The sequence below is a fragment of the Xanthomonas sp. A1809 genome, from assembly GCF_017746015.1.
Classification (GTDB): Bacteria; Pseudomonadota; Gammaproteobacteria; order Xanthomonadales; family Xanthomonadaceae; genus Xanthomonas; species Xanthomonas euvesicatoria.
Window position 1 is genome coordinate 865047 of the sequence record NZ_JAGHWZ010000005.1, and the last position, 17103, is coordinate 882149.

Below are 17103 nucleotides of genomic sequence, written 5' to 3' on the forward strand. Positions count from 1 at the left end.
TGCAGCACACGCCCAGCGTCGCCCGGGCATTACATGGCGCGCCGATGCATTGCGCGCGTCGCCACGCAACAAGGCGCCGATTGACGAAAAACGGCGGCGAAACCCGCTCGTTAAATTCCCGCTAAGCCTGCGTGGCGTGCCGAAGACGCCGCACGCATGCAGGTGTCATTCACGGGGATCGCGCTGTCGCTCCTCCTCTACCGGGAACCGCCGTACATATGACTAAGACAACGCTCCACCCGACGATGCGTCGGGGCTCGCTCGCGATCGCCATCAGCCTGTGCGTCAGCACGAGCGCCATCGCCCAGGAACAAACCGACAAGAGTCCGACCAACCTGGACAAGATCGAAGTCACCGGCTCGCGCATCCGCTCGGTCGACGTGGAAAATTCGCAACCGGTACTGGTACTCACGCGCCAGGACATCGAAAAGCAGGGCCTGACCTCGGTTGCCGACGTTCTCAAGCGCATTCCCTCCAACGGCGCGACGATGAACAGCACCGTCAACAACGGCGGCGACGGCTCGGCCACGGTGAGCCTGCGCAACCTGGGCGCCTCACGCACGCTGGTGTTGGTCAATGGCCGGCGCTGGGTCTCGGGCCTGTCCGGTTCGGTGGATCTGAACACCATCCCCTCGGCCATCGTGGAGCGCGTGGAAGTCCTCAAGGATGGCGCCTCGTCGATCTATGGCTCCGATGCCATCGCGGGCGTGGTCAACATCATTACCCGTACCAATTTCGATGGCGCCGAAGTCAACGCCTACGTTGGCCAATACGGCCAGGGCGACGGTCAGCGCACCTCTTTCGACGCGACCGTGGGCGCCACCAGCGAGCGCGGCAATCTGGTCATCGGCTTGTCCAGCGTCAAGGAAGATGCGGTGATGGCAGGCGACCGGGAGATCTCCGCCGAGCCGGTGTACGGCGCGGGCTCGTCGGCCTATAGCAGCTACTCGGCAAGCGGCCGCCTCCGTGCAAATGGCACCAGCGGCGCCTGGACGGTATTGCCCGACAGCGCCACCGCGAGCGGCGACAGCAGGTATCCGCGCTATGGCCTGGACCAGTACACCGCCTTCAACACGTCCGAATATGGCTACAACTACGCCAAGGACAATTACCTGGTCACGCCACAGAAGCGCGACGCGTTGTACGTGCAGGGCAACTACGCACTCACCGACAACGTGCGCTTCAAGTTCGATGGACTGTATAACCGCCGCCAGTCGTCGCAGCAATTGGCAGGCTTTCCGCTGGCCTCCGTCAACACCGGCATCCTGTTGAGCGGCGAGAGCTACTACAACCCGTACAACACTGCCTACGGCGGCGACGGGCGCGATGTGGGCTGGTCGCACCGCTTGACCGAATTCGCGCGCACCTATCAGCAGGACGTCAAGACCTCGCACGTGTACACCGGGCTGGAAGGCGACTTCCAGTTTGCCGACAGGCAGTTCAGTTGGGATGTGGGCTTTGCGCACAACCAGACCGACCAGACCGAAACCCAGTATGGCGATGTCAATCTGCTCAACCTGGGCAATGCGCTCGGTGCATCGGGCATCGTCAATGGCACCCTGGCGTGCCTGGACAGCGGCGGCGCCGTCATTGCCGGCTGCGTACCGTTCAACCCCTTGTCGCCGGCCGGTGGCGTGACCCAGGAAATGCTGGACTACATCCTGTTCACTGCGCACAACACATATCAATATAAAAACAGCAGCTTCACCGCCAACCTCACCGGCGAGCTGTTCGAGCTGCCCGCCGGCTGGATGAGTTTTGCCGCCGGTGTCGAACATCGCGAGGAAAGCGGATTCTCCTCACCGGATGCCTTGATTTCGGCCGGCTATACCTCGGGCAATTCGTTTACGCCCACCTCTGGCTCGTACACGCTCAACGACTACTACACCGAAGTGGCGATTCCGCTGCTGAAGGATGTGCCCGGTGCGCAGTTGCTGGAATTGAGCGCAGCAGTGCGTTATTCGGACTACAACACCTTCGGCAGCACCACCAATAGCAAGTTCGGCTTCAAGTGGAAGCCGGTCGCCGACCTGCTGATTCGCGGCAATTACGCCACCGGTTTCCGCGCGCCATCGATCGAAGATCTGTATCTGGGCGCCTCGGACAGTTTCGACACCTATTCCGATCCCTGCTCGACCAATAGCACCTCCTACACCAGCGCGATTGCGGCCGCATGCGCAGCCCGCGGCGTGCCTGCCAATTACGTTGCCGAATACAACAGCGCCAGCGGAAACTCCGGCCAGACCATCTATCCGTTCACCTACACCAGCAACGCCAATCTGCAACCGGAAAAATCCAAGAACACCACGCTTGGCTTTGTCTACAGCCCGGCTTCGGTGCAGGGCCTGGACGTGTCGCTGGACTGGTGGAAGATCGAAATCACCGACGCCATCACCGAATTCAGCGCCAATCAGATCCTGTCGCAGTGTTACCAATTCAACGTCTCGGCGTTCTGCGATCTGGTGACCCGCGATGCGACAGGGACCATCACCGGCCTGGTGATCCAGCCGGTGAATGTCGGCGAGCAACGCATGCAAGGCTACGATTTCACCGCGCGTTACAAACTGCCGCAGACCGCAATCGGCCAGTTCATGCTCACGCTGGATTCGACCTACGTGGCCGTCAACGAGCAGAAGCAGGACGACAATTCTGCGTGGGAAAGCTACAACGGCATCTACCACACCAACAACCCGAACTGGCGCACCCGCGGCACGCTCACCCTGGACTGGAGCTACGGCAATCTGGCCGCCAACTGGGCCGTGCGGTACTACTCGGGCATGAAGGACTACGATTCGGAACTGGACGACAACGGAAACTATCGCCACGTTGCGGCGACTGCGTTCAACGACATGCAGGTGTCTTACCAGCTTCCATGGAATGCGACCGTGCGGTTGGGTCTGAACAACGTCTTTGACCGCGATCCGCCGGTCGCGCTCAGCGCCTCGGCCAACTCGTTCGATCCGGCCTACGCCATCCCGGGACGCTACAGCTACCTGCAGTACACGCAGCGCTTCTGAGCACGCTGTCCTGATCCACGTGTTGTCACAACGACCTCCTTCGGGAGGTCGTTGTCTGTGTGGCACGGCTAACACGCAATCAAGCGCTTGGCACACGGCACGGCGATGGCGACATGCACAGACATTTCCAGGGCACATCGCACCGCTAGCCTGCAGCCACTACAACAAGAAACCTGCTCTCTCTCCCTGCCGCCGATCTTCGGCGGCTTTTTTTTGTTGTCCGGGTGGAGGCGCAGCAGCCAAACCCCGGCCGGGCGACGCCATCACTCCAGCGTATAGCCCACCCGCAAGCCGCCCCAGTGCTTGCCGCCGACGAAGATCGGCGTGGACAGGTCGAACATGATCTGGCCGGTATCGCGGCGATAGACCTGCAGACGGTAAGGATCGGTATGCGCGCCCACGCTGCGCCCAACGCGGTCGGTGAACTTGCGCTTGGTGCGGTTGCCGACCAGATCGCGCTTGGCATCGCCGGTCAACGGTTGGGTGAAGCGCAGGTTGTGCGTGGGCACATACCCATCGGGGTTGGCGCAGATGGCGAAGACAATCCACGGGTGCGCGTCCAGCAGCGGCTCCTGCAAAGCGGGCAGTAGCTGGTCGCAGAGCGCATCGAAGTCGGTACTGAACTTGGGCGGCTCCACGCCGGCGATCGGCGTATAGGTGCGCGCGAACAATGCGGCTTGCTCGATCTGCCCGCGCGCAATGGCTTGCGCCAGCGCACTGCCGATCTTGCCGGCCGTGGCAACGGCCAGCTCCTTGACCCGCGCGTGCCTGGGCACCTGCAGCGGGTCCGGCGGCAACCGGAACAAGCCCACGCAATCGCGCAGGGTTTCGGTGCCGCGCTCCAGCGCTTCGCTGCGTTCGGCCACGTGCGCGGCATGCTGCAGATTGCTGCGGCCCAACGCCACCACGCCATCTACCGCACGCTCGATCCCGCGAATTTCCCCGTCCTGCGCCTGGATGCGCCCGGCCACGGTGGTCATCGCGCTGCTGGCCTGCCCGAGCACACGGGTGATGCCATCGAGCACCGCTTCTGTGCCACGTGCAGAGGCTGCGCCCTCCCCTACGGCGGCGCTGGTTTCGGCCAGGATCGCGCGTACGTCGCGTGCCGCCGCTGCGGCGCGTTCGGCCAGCCGCCGGATCTCGGTGGCCACCACCGCAAACCCGCGCCCGGCATCGCCGGCATGCGCGGCTTCGATGCTGGCATTGATCGACAGGATATTGGTCTGGAACGCCACCGAATCGATGACTTCGATGACTTCGCCCGCACGTGACGCTCGGCGCTCCACTTCGTGCATTGCTTGGCCCAGCGCATGCGCGGCAGCCACACCTTGCCGCGCACTGTCGTCGGCGCTGGCGGCCAGCGCAATCACCTGCGCCAGCTCGGCATTGACGTCCTGCAGGCTGGACGACAGCCGCTCCACCGCGGTGCGCGCACCGTCCAACGCCTCGTTCTGCGCCTGCGACTGGCGCACCATTTCATCGTTCTCGGCCACCAGCGGCGGCACTTCGGCAGCGATCTGCACCGACAAGGCCACTGCCTGGCGGATGGCCTCGGCCAGATTGCCGAACCCGGCTTGCAGGCGCCGGCCCATCTCGGTTTCCGCCAGTCCCGGCGGCAACAGGAGTTCAAGCTCGCAGCCGGCCAGCGCCTGGGCAGTGCGCTCGAGCACCGTGCGGTCTTCGTGCTCGGCCTGCAGGCGTGCAACCAGCGGCTGCAGCAGGGGCGAGATTGGCACCGGCCGGCTGCCGTCGGCCAGACGCGTGGCCTCGCGCAGCAGGATTGCCGTTTCCACATGCGGCAGCGACAGCATCCAGCCGCCATGCGCGCGGTCGCGCACATAACGCACGCGCCGCGCCGGGTCGTCGCCCGGGGCAGCCCAGACGCCGTCTTCGCCAACCAGATCGGCCGCGCTCAAGCCCCACAACACCGAGGCCGGCGCGCCCTGCAGCTCAAGCGCCGTTTTGCCCAGCACATCCAGGCCGACGCGGTTGCAGGCCACCACACACGCCTCGGCGGACAACCGCAGCAAGGCCACGGGCGCATCCGGGAGCACGGCCGTCTGGGTCTGCGACGGCGGGTCGGGCTGTTGCATCGAATTCATGAGGGGCTCCTGCTCCATCCCGTGATTAGCGGCGTGCGGCGGCCGGAGTTGAGCGGCAACCTCAACCGTGTCGCGCGCTCAGTATCCGGCCGCCTGGCCGTCCTTGCGGCTCTCCGACGCACCGTAGTACACGCCGCTGGCCGCATCGCGGGCGATGGCCTGATACCCGCCGTACGGACCGTCGGCAAAGATCACCCGGTGGCCTTTGCGCATCAGCGCGCGGATGGTGTCGTAGGAGAAGCCGGTTTCCAGATTCACCTCGCCGCCATCGCGCATCGCGGTGGCCTGCCCGGTCGGTTCGGTGGAGCCCTCGTGCTGGATACGCGGCGCGTCGCCGGCTTCCTGCAGGTTCATGTGGAAGTCCACCAGGTTCATCACGATCTGCACGTGCCCCTGCGGCTGCATCGCCCCGCCCATCACGCCGAAGCTCAGCCAGGGCTTGCCGTCCTTGGTGACGAAGGCCGGGATGATGGTCTGGAACGGCCGCTTGCCCGGCGCGTAGCCGTTGGGATGATCCTTCTTCAGCACGAACATCTCGCCGCGGTCCTGCAGGATGAAACCCAGCCCCGGCGGCGCCATGCCGCTGCCCATGCCGCGGTAGTTGGACTGGATCAGCGAGACCATCATGCCGTCGGCATCGGCCACGGTCATATAGATGGTGTCGCCTTCTTCCAGTTGCCTGGGTGTCCCTGGCTGTACTTCCTTGAGCGCCTTGTCCATCGAAATCAGCGCGCGCCGCTGGTTGGCGTAGTCCTTGGAGATCAGCCTGGCCAGCGGTGCCGGCTGAAACGCAGGGTCGGCGTAGAAGCGCGCGCGGTCGGCGAAGGCCAGCTTCTTGGCCTCGGTGAACAAGTGCACGTGCTCGGCCGAGCCGAACGGAATCTTGGAGAAATCGTAACCCTCCAGGATATTGAGCATCTGCAACGCGGCGATGCCCTGGCTGTTGGGCGGCAGTTCCCACACATCAACGCCGCGATAATTGGTGGACACCGGTTCGACCCACTCGCCCGTATGGCTGGCCAGGTCCTCATAGCTGAGGTAGCCGCCGTTGGCCTTGAAGTAGGCACCGATGGTGCGCGCGATCTCGCCCTTGTAGAACGCGTCGCGGCCGCCGTCGGCGATCTGCTGCAGCGTGTTGGCCAGGTTCGGGTTCTTCCACAGCTCGCCCTTGCGCGGGGCGTGGCCGTCGATGGTGAATTGCTCCTTGAACCCGGGGTATTGCGACAGGCGCGGCACCGAACGGTCCCAGTAATAGGCGATGGTCTCGGCGACCGGATGGCCTTCGCGCGCGTAGCGGATCGCCGGCGCCAGGTTCTGTGCCATCGGCTTGCGCCCGAAGCGCGCGTGCAGCGCGAACCAGCCGTCCACCGCACCCGGCACCGACACCGGCAACGGGCCGGTCGGCGGAATGTCCTTCAAGCCACGGCGCTGGAATTCGGCCAGGGTCAGCGATTTGGGCGAGCGGCCGGAGCCGTTGTAGCCGTAGAGCTTGTGGGTCTTGGGGTCCCAAACGATCGCAAACAGATCCCCTCCCACGCCATTGCCGGTGGGCTCCATCAGGCCCAGCGCGGCATTGGCCGCGATCGCTGCATCCACCGCCGAGCCGCCATCCTTCATCACGTCCAGCGCGATCTGGGTGGCCAGCGGTTGCGAGGTCGCGGCCATGGCATGCGGCGCAATGACTTCCGAGCGGGTGGCAAACGGCTGCCCGGTGACGCGGTCGGCAGCGCCGAGGGGCGGCGCGAGCAACGCCAGAGCAGACACCAACAACACAGGTACGCGACGCATCACCGAGGGCCCCTGACACTGAGAATGAGGTGCCAACCATACCAGCGGGCCGCGTCCTGCCGTCCGATCGACACTTGGCAGCGCGCTCAATGCCGCGCAGATGGTGATCCCCGTCGGCGCTTGTTGTGCCGTCCCGATCAGGTTTCAGCAGTAACCATGCAGCTGCGACGGGGCTTTGCATGCCACTCGGCACATCGATGCGGATGTTTCATGCGCAAGGGTTGACACCCTGGTTGCCGCGGTGGTTATCTCAGGCCCATGCCGCACCACTTCACCACCTCGAACGCCCCACTGTCCGCGCCCTCCGGCGCGTCGGCTGCGTCGCTTCTCGTGCTCGTACTTATTACCTCGCCAACCGGTGCGGGACGAGACTTCGTGTAGGCAACAGACACACAAGGCTTCGATCAGACCCCGCACCGGCAACGGCGCGGGGTTTCGCGTTTCAGGGATCACCAAAAGTTTCGAATGACATGAACGACATCACTGCCACATCCGCAACATCGCCATGCGCCCAGCCGCGCATGCGTGCCTGTGGTTGCCTGCGCACTGTCATCGCGCGTCCCCGCCTTGCTCAGCCGGCCAGTGCACGCACTGCCGGCTGATCCATTTATCCACTGCCCATCTCCACTGCCAACCCCGCAAGGACATTCCATGAGCAACGACACCCAACCGAAAATCGCGATCATCGGCTACGGCAGCCAGGGCCGCGCACATGCGCTGAACCTGCGCGATTCCGGCTTCGACGTCACCGTCGGCCTGCGTGCCGGCGGCCCGACCGAAGCCAAGGCGCAGGCCGATGGCTTCACCGTCGTGGCGCCGTCCGAAGCGGTCAAGAGCGCGGACCTGGTCGCCATCCTGACCCCGGACATGGTGCAGAAGAAGCTCTACGAAGAGGTCATCGCCCCGAACATGAAGCAGGGCGCCTGCCTGCTGTTCGCGCATGGCCTGAACGTGCACTTCGACATGATCAAACCGCGCGCCGATCTGGACGTGGTGCTGGTCGCGCCCAAGGGCCCGGGCGCATTGGTGCGTCGCGAATATGAAATCGGCCGCGGCGTGCCGTGCATCTATGCGGTGTACCAGGACACCAGCGGCAAGGCCGAGCAGTTCGCGCTGACCTATGCCGGCGGCCTGGGTGGCGCGCGCGCCAACATCATCAAGACCACGTTCAAGGAAGAAACCGAAACCGATCTGTTCGGCGAGCAGGCCGTGCTGTGCGGCGGCGCCTCCTCACTGGTGCAGGCCGGTTTCGAAGTGCTGGTCGAGGCCGGGTACCAGCCCGAAATCGCATACTACGAAGTGCTGCACGAATTGAAGTTGATCGTGGACCTGTTCTACGAAGGCGGCATCACCCGCATGCTGGAATTCGTGTCCGAAACCGCACAATACGGCGATTATGTCAGCGGCCCGCGCGTGATCGATGCCGGCACCAAGGCGCGCATGAAGGACGTGCTGACCGACATCCAGAACGGCACCTTCACCAAGAACTGGGTGGCCGAATACGACGCCGGCCTGCCGAACTACAACAAGTTCAAGCAGGCCGATCTGGAACACCCGATCGAGGAAGTGGGCAAGAAGCTGCGCGCCAAGATGGTGTGGCTCAACGGGCAACAGCAAGCCGCTGCCGCACCTGCGAATCAACAGGCGGCATAACGCCGCCGCCTCCCCACCGCTTAAACCGAAGGTCCGCAACGCATGAACACCTCCGCACACAGCACGCCCCGCAATGGCGCGCGCTGGCTGACGCAGGCCCTGGAAGCCGAAGGCGTGGAAACGCTGTTCGGCTATCCGGGCGGCACCATCATGCCGTTCTACGACGCCCTGGTGGATTCCAGGCTCAAGCACATCCTGGTCCGTCACGAACAGGGCGCTGCACTGGCTGCCAACGGCTATGCTCGTGCCAGCGGCCGGGTCGGCGTGTGCGTGGCCACCTCAGGCCCGGGCGCGTCCAACCTGGTCACCGGCATCGCCGACGCGATGCTGGACTCGGTGCCGATGATCTGCCTGACCGGCCAGGTCGCCACGCCGCTGCTGGGCACCGACGCCTTCCAGGAGCTGGACGTGTTCGGCATGACCATGCCGATCGTCAAGCACAGCTTTCTGGTGCGGCGTGTGGAGGAGCTTCCGGAGATGGTGCGCGAGGCATTCCGCATTGCGCGCGAAGGACGTCCCGGGCCGGTGCTGATCGACCTGCCCAAGGACGTGCAAGTGGCCGACGCTTCGCATCTGCCCCTGCATGTTCCGGCAGCGGTGCAGCCGCCGCCAGCGCCGGCGGACGCAAAGCTGGCCGAAGCACTGGCGGCGATCGCCAGTGCCGAGCGCCCGGTGGTGTACGGCGGGGGCGGAATCGCGCTGGCCGGCGCGGTGGAGGCGTTCCGCCGTTTCGTCGAAGCCACCGGCATCCCGACCGCGCTGACCTTGCGCGGCCTGGGTGCATTGCCGCATGCGCATCCGGACTACCTTGGCATGCTGGGCATGCACGGGACCCGTGCGGCCAATATGGCCATCCAGGAATGCGATCTGCTGGTGGTGGTCGGTGCGCGTTTCGACGACCGTGCCACCGGCAAGCTGAGCGAGTTCGCTCCGTTTGCGCGCGTCATCCATCTGGATGCCGACGCGTATGAAATCTCCAAGCTGCGCACTGCCGATATCGCGGTGCCCGGCGACGTGGCAGTCAGCTTGAAGGCCTTGAGTGCGGCGCGCGGCAACTGCCAGGCCTGGCGCACGCGTTGTTTTGCCAACCGCGAAAAGTTCGGCGCGCGTTACGACGCGCCCGGCACCGATATCTACGCACCGGCGCTGCTGAAGCGCCTGAGCGAAGTGGCTCCGGCCGACACCATCATCGCCTGCGATGTGGGTCAGCATCAGATGTGGGTGGCGCAGCATTGCCGCTTCAACGATCCGCGTAATCACCTCACCAGCGGCGCCCTCGGCACCATGGGCTTCGGCCTGCCGGCCGCGATGGGCGCACAGTTCGCCTGCCCTGACCGCACCGTGGTGCTGGTCTCCGGCGACGGCAGTTTCATGATGAACGTGCAGGAGCTGGTGACGATCGCACGCTGCAAGCTGCCGGTGAAGATCGTGCTGCTGGACAACAGCTCGCTGGGCATGGTGCGGCAGTGGCAGGAACTGTTCTTTGCCGAGCGTTACAGCGAAATCGACCTGTCCGACAACCCGGATTTTGCGGCGCTGGCGCAAGTGTTCGGCATTCCGGCCAAGCGCATCATCGCCCGCGGCGACGTGGATGCGGCACTGGCCGAGCTGCTGGCCCAGCCCGGTCCAGGCCTGCTGCATGTCGCGATCGACGCGCGTGCCAATGTGTGGCCGCTGGTGCCGCCCAACAACGCCAACAGCACCATGCTGGACAGCAATCCCGCACACGCGGCCAAGGAGACATCGCATGCGTTACCGGCTTGATCTGGTGCTGAAGCCGGCAGAAGGCGCGTTGGTGCGGGTGATCGGCATGACCGAACGCCGTGGCTTCCGCCCATGTGCGATCCAGGGCGCAGCAGCGCCGGACGATGCCGGGCGCTGGCATCTGCTGCTGGATGTGGACAGCAACCGTCCGCCGGAAACGCTGCGCCTGCAGCTGGAGAAGGTCTACGACTGCGAATCGGTGGTAATCACCGCACTGGAATCGGTCGAGGCTGCGGCATGAGCATGCAGACCTCGCGCGACCATCAGACTGCCGTCCGGAGGTGTCTTCTTCCGGATCGGCCGCGCGCGTGCCGCAATGCCTGATTCCGGCCGCCCTTCCGCACAGGAGCCAGAGGTAGGCGACGTGGCCGTCAGCGTGGCCGACGTGCTGGCCGCACAGGCGCGCCTGCGCAAGTACCTGTCGCCCACGCCGCTGCACTACGCCGAACGCTTCGGTGTGTGGTTGAAGCTGGAGAATTTGCAGCGTACCGGCTCCTACAAGGTGCGCGGCGCATTGAATGCGTTGCTGGCCGGGCTGGAACGCGGCGACGAGCGCCCGGTGATCTGCGCCTCGGCCGGCAACCACGCGCAAGGTGTGGCGTGGTCGGCGTACCGGCTGGGCGTGCAGGCCATCACGGTGATGCCCTACGGCGCGCCGCAGACCAAGATTGCCGGTGTCGCGCATTGGGGCGCCACCGTGCGCCAGCATGGCAACAGCTACGACGAAGCGTTCGCGTTTGCGCGCGAGCTGGCCGACCAGAACGGCTATCGCTTCCTGTCCGCCTTCGACGACCCGGACGTGATCGCCGGCCAGGGCACGGTGGGCATCGAGCTGGCGGCGCATGCGCCGGACGTGGTGATCGTGCCGATCGGCGGCGGTGGCCTGGCCTCCGGCGTGGCGCTGGCATTGAAGTCGCAAGGCGTGCGCGTGGTCGGGGCGCAGGTGGAAGGTGTGGATTCGATGGCGCGCGCCGTCCGTGGCGATCTGCGCGAGATCACCCCGGTGCCGACGCTCGCCGATGGCGTGAAGGTCAAGATTCCAGGCCTGCTCACGCGCCGCCTGTGCTCGAGCCTGCTCGATGACGTGGTGATCGTGCGCGAGGCCGAATTGCGCGAAACATTGGTACGCCTGGCACTGGAAGAACACGTCATTGCCGAGGGCGCCGGCGCCCTCGCCCTGGCCGCCGGTCGCCGGGTTTCCGGCAAACGCAAATGTGCGGTGGTCTCTGGCGGTAATATCGACGCAACCGTGCTGGCCACACTCTTGTCCGAGGTGCGGCCGCGTCCGCCACGCAAGCCGCGCCGTCGCAATACCGAGCGGCTGCGCAACGAACGCAGCGCCAATCCGCCACCCGCCACACACGTTCATTCCCGCCCATCCGCAGTCGCTTCAACGCCTGTCACCGCCATCGCCGTAGAGGAGTCTTCCTGGTGAACACGACCGTATCCAACCAGACCCCGCGTATCCGAATTTTCGACACCACCCTGCGCGACGGCGAGCAATCCCCCGGCTGCAGCATGACGCCCCAGCAGAAGCTGGTCATGGCGCGCGCGCTGGACGAACTCGGCGTGGACATCATCGAAACCGGTTTTCCCGCCAGTTCGCATTCGGACCGCGAAGCGGTGGCGATGATGGGCCGCGAACTGCGCCGCCCCACCCTGGCGGTGTTGTCGCGCTGCCTGCAGGCCGACATCGAAACCTCGGCCAAGGCGCTGGAAACAGCCGCAAACCCGCGCCTGCATGTGTTCCTGTCCACCAGCCCGCTGCATCGCGAGCACAAGCTGCGCATGAGCCGCGAGCAGGTGCTGGAATCGGTGCACAGGCACGTGACGCTGGCGCGCGGCTATATCGACGATGTGGAATTTTCTGCAGAGGATGCAACCCGCACCGAAGAAGATTTCCTGGCCGAAGTCACCCGCGTGGCGATCGCCGCCGGCGCCACCACGATCAATTTGCCCGACACGGTCGGCTTCACCACGCCGGAAGAAATCCGCGGCATGTTCTCGCGTCTGATCGCCAGCGTGGAAGGTGCCGACAAGGTCATCTTCAGCGCGCATTGCCACAACGATCTGGGCCTGGCGGTGGCCAACTCGCTGGCGGCCATCGAAGGCGGTGCGCGCCAGGTGGAATGCACCATCAATGGCATCGGCGAGCGCGCGGGTAATTGCGCGCTGGAAGAAATCACCATGGCGCTGAAGGTGCGCGGTGCGTTCTACAACATCGATTCGGCAATCAATACGCCGCGTATCGTCTCCACCTCGCAATTGTTGCAACGCCTGGTCGGCATGCCGGTGCAGCGCAACAAGGCGGTTGTGGGCGGCAACGCATTCGCGCACGAATCGGGCATTCATCAGCACGGCATGCTGCGCCATCGTGGCACCTACGAAATCATGCGCCCGGAAGATGTGGGCTGGGAATCCTCGCAAATGGTGCTGGGCCGCCACAGCGGCCGCGCCGCGGTCGAGCAGCGCCTGCGTGCGCTGGGTTATCTGCTGGAGGAGGAAGAGGTCAAGCTGGTGTTCGAACAGTTCAAGGCGCTGTGCGAGAAGCAGCGCGTGGTCACCGATGCCGATCTGCAGGCATTGATGCAGGACGCCACCGTGCAGGAAGGCTACCGCCTGGCGTCGATGACCATCAGCGATGTGGGCAGCCGCGCGAATGCACTGGTGGAGTTGTCCGACCCGGAAGGCAATCGCGTGGCCGAAACCGCACAGGGCAATGGCCCGGTGGATGCGCTCTTCGGTGCATTGGCCTCGGCCACTGGCGTGAAGCTGGAGCTGGACAGCTACCAGGTGCACAGCGTGGGCATCGGCGCGGACGCGCGCGGCGAAGCCAGCCTGAGCGTGCGCCACGACGGCGTGGAATACGAAGGCACCGGCACCAGCAAGGACATCATCGAAGCAAGTGCGCTGGCGTGGCTGGATGTGGCCAACCGCTTGTTGCGTCAGCGCGAACGTGGCGTGGTCGCCGGCAAGACGGCTGCGGTCGCGTAACGCTGCGCGTTGGATCGATGATGCAAGCCTCACGGCCAGCAGAGTGATCTGCTGGCCGTTTCGGTTTTTGCCTGCGAACTTTTTACAAGTGTGTCGGTTGGCTGCTTGCGCGCTTGCCAACGTGGCAAAGCTCCGGTCTGCTGCAGGCGCTTACACGCGTACCGGCCTGGGACACGCCGCAAGCACATCCATGTAGGCTCTGGCGCAGCATCCATGCCGCTCAAGTTGCCACACCGGCACACGCGCAGGTACCACCGGCTGCTGTCGGCAGCTGAGGACACGGATGCGTTATTGCGCTGGCGACCATTCCCGCGCACTACAACGCTCCGGGACTGCGAGCGCTTTTACAGCGCAGCCACCACCGCATCGCCCATTGCCACGGTGCCCACCATCGTGGTGCCTTCCGACCAGATGTCGGCGGTGCGCAGGCCTTGATCGAGGACCTTGCCCACGGCGCGCTCGATGGCGTCTGCGGCATCGGCCTGCGCGAAGGTGTAGCGCAACATCATCGCCACCGACAGGATCGTGGCCAGCGGATTGGCAATGCCCTTGCCGGCGATGTCCGGCGCCGAACCATGGCACGGCTCGTACATGCCTTTGCTGTTGGCATCCAGCGAGGCCGACGGCAGCATGCCGATGGAACCGGTGAGCATGGATGCCTGGTCGGAGAGAATGTCGCCGAACATGTTGTCGGTCACGATCACATCGAACTGCTTGGGCGCGCGCACCAATTGCATCGCCGCGTTGTCCACGTACATATGCGACAGCGCGATATCCGGGTAGTCCTTGGCCACTTCCTCGACCACTGCACGCCATAGCTGGCTCGATGCCAGCACGTTGGCCTTATCGACCGAACACAACTTCTTCCCGCGCAGGCGCGCCATCTCAAAACCTGCCTTGGCGATGCGACGAATCTCGCTCTCGCTATACGGCAAGGTGTCGTACGCCTGGCGTTCGCCGTTGTCCAAGGTGCGCGTACCGCGCGGCTGGCCGAAATAGATGCCGCCGGTGAGCTCGCGCAGGATCAGCAGATCCAGCCCGGCCACGACCTCGGGCTTGAGCGTGGACGCATCGGCCAGCTGCGGATACAGCAATGCCGGCCGCAGGTTGGCGAACAAGCCCAGCTGCGAGCGGATCTTGAGCAAACCGCGCTCCGGGCGCAGCGACGGGTCGATGGTGTCCCACTGCGGGCCACCCACCGCGCCCAGCAACACCGCATCGGCGGCGCGCGCGCGCTCCAGTGTTTCATCGGCCAACGGGCTGCCGTATTTGTCGTACGCAGCGCCGCCCAGCTCGTCATACACCATCTCGAAACCCAGACCGTGTTGCGCGTCGATGCGCTTCAATACCTTGACCGCTTCGGCCATGATCTCCGGGCCGATCCCGTCGCCGGGAAGAATCAGAATCTGCTTGCTCATGCCACCCTCGTGAAGTGACGCCGCAGCGTCATTGAATTCAATGCAATACACGCACGCGGCACGATCGACGCACGCGCGTGCGGCTCAACCTCACTGCAGCGCGCCAAACAACCACGGCTGGCGCGCGCGATGGTCTTGCTCGAAGCGCCCGATGGCATCGGCGTCCTGCAAGGTGAGGCCGATATCGTCCAGCCCGTTGAGCAGGCAGTGCTTGCGGAAGGCATCGATGTCGAAGCCGTACTCCACGCCATCGGGGCGGCGCACGCGTTGTGCGGCCAGATCCACGGTGAGCTGGTAGCCCTCGGTCGCCAGGCATTGTTCGAACAACGCATCGACCTGCGCTTCGGCCAGCACGATCGGCAGCAGGCCGTTCTTGAAACTGTTGTTGTAGAAGATGTCGGCAAAGCTCGGCGCGATTACGGTGCGAAAGCCGTACTCGTCCAGCGCCCACGGCGCATGCTCGCGCGAGGAACCGCAGCCGAAGTTTTCCCGGGCCAGCAAGACGCTGGCGCCCTGATAGCGCGGGAAATTGAGCACGAAGTCGGGATTGAGCGGGCGCGTGCTGTTGTCGCGACCAGGCTCGCCGATATCCAGATAGCGCCACTCGTCGAACAGGTTCGGACCGAAACCGGTGCGCTTGATCGACTTCAGGAATTGCTTGGGAATGATCTGGTCGGTATCGACATTGGCGCGATCCAGCGGCGCCACCAGTCCGGTGTGTTGGGTGAAAGGGGTCATGAGAGAGGCCGGGAATGGGGAATGGGGAGTCGGGAATGGGCAGAGCGGGAAGCAGGACTTTGCGATTCCCTATTCCCGACTCTCGATTCCCTGCAGTTCACGCACATCGACAAAATGCCCGCTCACCGCCGCAGCCGCCGCCATCTCCGGGCTGACCAGATGCGTGCGGCCGCCGGCGCCCTGGCGACCTTCGAAGTTGCGGTTGGAGGTGGACGCGCAATGCTCGCCGCTGCCCAGCTTGTCCGGGTTCATGGCCAGACACATCGAGCAGCCTGGCTCGCGCCATTCGAAGCCGGCGTCCAGAAACACCTTGTCCAGGCCTTCGGCTTCGGCCTGGGCCTTCACCAGGCCCGAGCCCGGCACCACCAACGCCTGCTTGATGGTGGAAGCGACCTTGCGGCCCTTGGCCACTGCGGCGGCGGCACGCAGGTCTTCGATCCGCGAATTGGTGCACGAGCCGATGAATACGCGATCCAGGCGGATGGCGGTGATCGGCTGGTTGGCGGTCAATCCCATGTATTTGAGCGCGCGCTCGATCGAATCGCGCTTGGTCGGGTCCTGCTCGGCGGCCGGATCGGGCACGTGCTGATCGATGGCCAGTACCATTTCCGGCGAAGTGCCCCAGCTGACCTGCGGCTTGATGTCTTCGGCACGCAACTCCACCACGGTGTCGAAGTGGGCGTCCGGGTCGGAGACCAGCGTGCTCCAGAGCGCCACCGCCGCATCCCAGTGGGCGCCCTTGGGGGCGAACGGCCGCCCTTTGACGTAGGCAATGGTCTTCTCGTCCACCGCCACCATGCCCACGCGGGCACCGGCTTCGATGGCCATGTTGCAGATGGTCATGCGGCCTTCCATCGACAGCGCGCGGATGGCGCTGCCGGCAAATTCCAGCGCATGCCCGTTGCCGCCGGCGGTGCCGATCTTGCCGATCACCGCCAGCACGATGTCCTTGGCGGTCACCCCGAACGGCAGCGTGCCTTCCACGCGCACCTGCATGTTCTTCATCTTCTTGGCGATCAGGCACTGGGTGGCCAGCACGTGCTCGACTTCCGAGGTGCCGATGCCGTGGGCCAGCGCGCCGAATGCTCCGTGCGTGGACGTGTGCGAATCGCCGCAGACCACGGTCATGCCCGGCAAGGTGGCGCCCTGCTCCGGGCCGACCACGTGCACGATGCCCTGGCGGGTATCGTTCATCTTGAACTCGAGGATGCCGAAGTCGTCGCAGTTCTCGTCCAGGGTCTGCACCTGCAGGCGCGAGACCTCGTCGGAAATCGACTCCAGACCGCCCTGGCGCTCGGCGCGCGTGGTCGGCACGTTGTGATCGGGCGTGGCGATATTGGCGTCGATGCGCCATGGCTTGCGCCCGGCCAGGCGCAGGCCTTCGAAGGCTTGCGGCGAGGTCACCTCGTGCAGGATGTGGCGGTCGATGTAGATCAGCGACGAACCATCGTCACGGCGTGTGACCTCATGCAGGTCCCACAGCTTGTCGTACAGGGTCTTGGCAGTCATCGCGGCAATCCGAGTGGCGGATGGTGGGTGCGCCCACCTGGCTGAGATCGATGCTAGGAGCTTGCCTTGGATTACGCAAATTCATATTGTTTATTCAAGAAATGAATTTTAGGAATAGCA

11 protein-coding genes and 1 pseudogene are annotated in these 17103 nt (G+C 64.8%); 7 read left to right on the plus strand and 5 right to left on the minus strand.

Annotation, left to right across the window (positions count from 1 at the left end; genetic code table 11):
* Positions 1–245: 245 nt before the first annotated feature.
* Positions 246–3017 (plus strand): TonB-dependent receptor, encoded by a 2772-nt coding sequence (locus J7396_RS09960; protein ID WP_008573711.1) that lies wholly within the window; start codon positions 246–248, stop codon positions 3015–3017.
* A gap of 263 nt (positions 3018–3280) precedes the next feature.
* On the opposite strand, the gene J7396_RS09965 is transcribed toward J7396_RS09960, so the two are convergent.
* Together J7396_RS09965 and ggt are read right to left on the minus strand one after the other, a co-directional pair.
* Positions 3281–5137: a methyl-accepting chemotaxis protein gene (locus tag J7396_RS09965; protein WP_209261380.1), complete on the minus strand. Its 1857-nt coding sequence runs from the start codon at positions 5135–5137 to the stop codon at positions 3281–3283.
* A 60-nt stretch (positions 5138–5197) separates the two neighbouring features.
* The gene (gene ggt / locus J7396_RS09970) at positions 5198–6907 is read right to left on the minus strand and encodes a gamma-glutamyltransferase (protein ID WP_008573707.1); all 1710 of its coding nucleotides are present in this window, start codon (positions 6905–6907) and stop codon (positions 5198–5200) included.
* Positions 6908–7558: 651 nt separating this feature from the next.
* Here ggt and ilvC point away from each other — a divergent pair.
* From ilvC to J7396_RS09995, 5 genes are all read left to right on the plus strand, one after another.
* Entirely contained in the window at positions 7559–8560 is a 1002-nt protein-coding gene (gene ilvC / locus J7396_RS09975) for a ketol-acid reductoisomerase (RefSeq protein ID WP_008573705.1), read from the plus strand.
* 42 nt (positions 8561–8602) lie between these two features.
* Entirely contained in the window at positions 8603–10324 is a 1722-nt protein-coding gene (gene ilvG, locus J7396_RS09980) for an acetolactate synthase 2 catalytic subunit (protein ID WP_008573703.1), read from the plus strand.
* Positions 10308–10565, plus strand: coding sequence for an ACT domain-containing protein (locus tag J7396_RS09985; RefSeq protein ID WP_003483347.1), 258 nt, complete (start codon positions 10308–10310; stop codon positions 10563–10565). Before ilvG ends, J7396_RS09985 begins: the two co-directional genes overlap by 17 nt.
* A gap of 75 nt (positions 10566–10640) precedes the next feature.
* Entirely contained in the window at positions 10641–11759 is a 1119-nt protein-coding gene (locus J7396_RS09990; RefSeq protein ID WP_011348520.1) for a threonine dehydratase, read from the plus strand.
* Positions 11756–13318: a 2-isopropylmalate synthase gene (locus J7396_RS09995; protein ID WP_011348521.1), complete on the plus strand. Its 1563-nt coding sequence runs from the start codon at positions 11756–11758 to the stop codon at positions 13316–13318. Before J7396_RS09990 ends, J7396_RS09995 begins: the two co-directional genes overlap by 4 nt.
* A 344-nt stretch (positions 13319–13662) precedes the next feature.
* On the opposite strand, the gene leuB is transcribed toward J7396_RS09995, so the two are convergent.
* Both leuB and leuD read right to left on the minus strand, forming a co-directional pair.
* Positions 13663–14736 carry a 3-isopropylmalate dehydrogenase gene (leuB, locus tag J7396_RS10000; RefSeq protein ID WP_209261381.1) on the minus strand — a complete coding sequence of 358 codons (1074 nt, stop codon included), beginning with the start codon at positions 14734–14736 and terminating at the stop codon, positions 13663–13665.
* A 90-nt stretch (positions 14737–14826) separates the two neighbouring features.
* A complete protein-coding gene (gene leuD, locus J7396_RS10005; RefSeq protein ID WP_057681634.1) occupies positions 14827–15474 on the minus strand; it encodes a 3-isopropylmalate dehydratase small subunit in 648 nt (215 codons plus the stop codon).
* A 2-nt stretch (positions 15475–15476) separates the two neighbouring features.
* Here leuD and J7396_RS22540 point away from each other — a divergent pair.
* Positions 15477–15569 (plus strand): annotated as a pseudogene (locus J7396_RS22540) (16S rRNA (cytosine(1402)-N(4))-methyltransferase); the annotation flags it as partial.
* Here J7396_RS22540 and leuC read toward each other — a convergent pair.
* The gene (gene leuC / locus J7396_RS10010; RefSeq protein WP_209261382.1) at positions 15544–16983 is read right to left on the minus strand and encodes a 3-isopropylmalate dehydratase large subunit; all 1440 of its coding nucleotides are present in this window, start codon (positions 16981–16983) and stop codon (positions 15544–15546) included. The pseudogene J7396_RS22540 and the gene leuC sit on opposite strands and share 26 nt — an antisense overlap.
* Positions 16984–17103 lie beyond the last annotated feature (120 nt).

Bases quoted from the DNA above. Each gene is read 5' to 3' on its own strand.
- J7396_RS09960 (WP_008573711.1), top strand. From the start codon at position 246: ATGCGTCGGGGCTCGCTCGCGATCGCCATCAGCCTGTGCGTCAGCACG.
- J7396_RS09965 (WP_209261380.1), bottom strand. From the start codon at position 5,137: ATGGAGCAGGAGCCCCTCATGAATTCGATGCAACAGCCCGACCCGCCG.
- ggt (WP_008573707.1), bottom strand. From the start codon at position 6,907: ATGCGTCGCGTACCTGTGTTGTTGGTGTCTGCTCTGGCGTTGCTCGCG.
- ilvC (WP_008573705.1), top strand. From the start codon at position 7,559: ATGAGCAACGACACCCAACCGAAAATCGCGATCATCGGCTACGGCAGC.
- ilvG (WP_008573703.1), top strand. From the start codon at position 8,603: ATGAACACCTCCGCACACAGCACGCCCCGCAATGGCGCGCGCTGGCTG.
- J7396_RS09985 (WP_003483347.1), top strand. From the start codon at position 10,308: ATGCGTTACCGGCTTGATCTGGTGCTGAAGCCGGCAGAAGGCGCGTTG.
- J7396_RS09990 (WP_011348520.1), top strand. From the start codon at position 10,641: ATGCCTGATTCCGGCCGCCCTTCCGCACAGGAGCCAGAGGTAGGCGAC.
- leuB (WP_209261381.1), bottom strand. From the start codon at position 14,736: ATGAGCAAGCAGATTCTGATTCTTCCCGGCGACGGGATCGGCCCGGAG.
- leuD (WP_057681634.1), bottom strand. From the start codon at position 15,474: ATGACCCCTTTCACCCAACACACCGGACTGGTGGCGCCGCTGGATCGC.
- leuC (WP_209261382.1), bottom strand. From the start codon at position 16,983: ATGACTGCCAAGACCCTGTACGACAAGCTGTGGGACCTGCATGAGGTC.